This is a genomic window from Nostocoides australiense Ben110 (genome assembly GCF_001050535.1).
Lineage (GTDB): Bacteria > Actinomycetota > Actinomycetes > Actinomycetales > Dermatophilaceae > Nostocoides_A > Nostocoides_A australiense.
In genome coordinates this window covers 3664592-3667224 of the sequence record NZ_HG764815.1, presented here as the reverse complement: position 1 = coordinate 3667224, position 2633 = coordinate 3664592, and the positions used below count along the sequence as shown (strand labels likewise).

The window sequence follows — 2633 nt, the reverse complement described above, 5'->3', positions numbered from 1 at the left end:
GCTAACCCTCGTGGGCGTGTCGAGCAGCTAGATCGTCAATCGGACAATCTCCCAGCAACTCACGGCACGAACAGGGATTCGCTAACGATCTGCAGAATGGCTCCACCAGAGGCTTAGAGGCTCGTGAGGGAGCCATTAAGCGCCGCAATTGCCACAAAGTTTACCCCGCGCGCTTTGGAAAGACCTGCACTCCGCAATGAATTCGAGGAGCGTCGGGAGACGGCGCCGGTCACACATGAACTTCAGATGGCGCCGATGACGGACACGGGGGCCTGTCCAGCGCCAGGCCGACCGCCAACCCGATCAGGGCGTCCTCAGGTCTTGGTTCCGCCCTGTCAACCACACGCTGCCGCCATCGAGGCCTCTAGGGCATTTTCACACCCCCAAGGGTGGTTTCCGAGTCATTCGCTGGTTGGGCGGATCCTCTGCCGCTTTTCGACCCCGCGATGTCCCTATGGTCGTGGCCCAGGCCCGCTGGCGCGCAGTGTCGATTGGATGCTCCCAGGGGGTGCCACCGCCAGAAAGGCAGGCGAATGTCAGATTCCGTGTTCGACCAGAACAACGTGGTTGACGAGAACTACATGATTGACCAGGACAAGCTCCCGGACGGCCAGCCCGGGCAGCAGTCGACCTCGTCGCAAGCCGTTGACGAGGCCAAGAGCGTTGCCGCCGACGCGGCGTCCAGCGGCAAGGCCGTCGCCGGGGCCGCCAAGGAGGAGGTTGCGCAGGTTGCCGGGGAAGCCAAGAACCATGCTCAGGACCTCTATCACCAGGCCCGATCGGAGGTCAGCTCGCAGGCTGCCACGCAGCAGGACCGGGTGGCGGGGCTCTTGCGGCTGCTGACCTCAGAGCTGCAGGAAATGGGCCGCAGCAGTCAGAGCGGTATCGCCAGCGGCCTGGTGAGCCAGGCTGCCGACCAAACCGAGCGGGTCGCCGGATGGCTGGAGTCACGGGACCCGAGTGACCTGCTCGAGGACATCCGGCGGTACGCACGCCGCAACCCCGGCAACTTCCTCGCCGGAGCAGCGCTTGCCGGATTCCTCGGCGGCCGGATCACGCGCAGCCTGGCGAGTCAGGACGACGACGCGGACCAGCAGTATGTCCAGCGGCAGCGGCCCGTGACCACGGTGCCGGCAGGCGCGGTGACGACACAGCACATACCCAGTGCCGTCCCGGCATACGGTGGCTCGCCCACCCCGGCCACGGCGCCGAACCCGGCGAGCGTCCGCACGGGGACCACCCGAGAGGCCGGCGGGGAGCTGCCCCGATGAGTCAAGTCGGCCACGAAGGGTCGACCGCAGCCGGCCCGCCGGTCCGTGAGCCGGCCGAGATCGGTGAGGTGCGCCCGGCAGAGCAGATCGAGGGTGCCCATGACACCTACGACAAGGGCGAGATCGGCTCCATCGGCGCATTACTGGGCGACATCGCCGGCGACGTCACGACCTTGATGCGTCAAGAAGTGGCGCTGGCCAAAGCCGAGGTGCGCCAGTCGGCCACCGACGCGGGCAAGGGCGCGGGGATGCTGGCCGGCGCGGGCGTCGCTGGCCACCTGGCTCTGCTCTTCCTGTCGATCGCCCTGTGGTGGGCGCTCGGGTCGTGGTGGGACAACTTCGGCGTCGCGGCTTTGGTCGTCGGCGTCATCTGGGCGCTTATCGCCGCCGTGCTGGCGGCGCGTGGTCGCACCGAACTCAAGAACGTCACTGGAGTGCCGCGCACAGTCGAGACCGTCAAACAGGTCCCGGATGCGCTGAAGGGAAACGAGGATCCGCGATGAGCAATGACATCCCCACGATCGACAGCAACGACCCGGAGCAATTGCGCCGGGACATCGAGCAGACCCGAGTCAACCTGAGCCAGAACGTCAACGCCCTGGGCGAGGCGGTCGAACCCGGCGCCGTTGCCAAGCGCCAGGTCGAGAAGGTGCAGGACAAGGTGGTCGGCGCCGGCCGCGGGCTGAAGGAGAAGGTCATGGGCAGCGACGACGACTATGGAGACTCCAGCGGCCTGACCGGGAAACTGAGCGACGCCGGAGACACGGTCGGCGACATGGCCGCGTCGGCACGCGCGCAGGTGGAGAACGCGCCGTCCGCCGCCCGGCGCCGCACCCGCGGCAATCCGCTCGCGGCCGGCCTGGTCGCTCTCGGGGCCGGGTGGTTGTTGGGCTCGTTGCTGCCCGCGTCCGAGAAGGAACGGCAACTGGCCGCGACCGCCAAGGACGCCGTCGAGGAGAAGGGCCAGCCTCTGCTCGAGGAGGCCAAGTCCGTTGTGCAAGAGGCTGCGGAGAACCTCAAGGAGCCGGCACAGGACGCCGCGAACGCCCTGAAGGAGAGCGCTCAAGAGAGCGTGGAAAAGGTCAAGGCCGAGGGCCAGGGCGCTGCCCAAACCGTCAAGGAAAGCGCGCAGGAGTCGAAGGACGCGGTGCAGCGCAACAGCTGACGCCGAGATCGTCGTCGGCGTCAACCTGGGTCGTTACGTAGTGATCCAGTGGGTCGCCGTTTCGCCGACGCGGAGGTGGGCGCTCTCGACAAGATGGTCGCGCGGGGCGGCGGACTCGGTCCACCGCCCCGCGCCGCACGCTTAGGAGACGCAGCCCTGCTCACGGCATACGGCACCGCCCTGGCCGTCTTTTCCGG

General features: G+C 67.6%; 3 protein-coding genes. All 3 read left to right on the top strand.

What is annotated here, in order from left to right; translation table 11 throughout:
• Positions 1-533: 533 nt before the first annotated feature.
• The 3 genes from BN11_RS17980 to BN11_RS17970 are packed head-to-tail and all read left to right on the top strand — an operon-like array spanning position 534 to position 2436.
• Positions 534-1271 (top strand): hypothetical protein, encoded by a 738-nt coding sequence (locus BN11_RS17980; protein WP_157044262.1) that lies wholly within the window; start codon positions 534-536, stop codon positions 1269-1271.
• Positions 1268-1774 carry a phage holin family protein gene (locus tag BN11_RS17975; protein ID WP_083433861.1) on the top strand — a complete coding sequence of 169 codons (507 nt, stop codon included), beginning with the start codon at positions 1268-1270 and terminating at the stop codon, positions 1772-1774. The genes BN11_RS17980 and BN11_RS17975 overlap by 4 nt, the downstream gene beginning before the upstream one ends.
• Entirely contained in the window at positions 1771-2436 is a 666-nt protein-coding gene (locus tag BN11_RS17970) for a DUF3618 domain-containing protein (RefSeq protein ID WP_048699663.1), read from the top strand. The genes BN11_RS17975 and BN11_RS17970 overlap by 4 nt, the downstream gene beginning before the upstream one ends.
• Positions 2437-2633 lie beyond the last annotated feature (197 nt).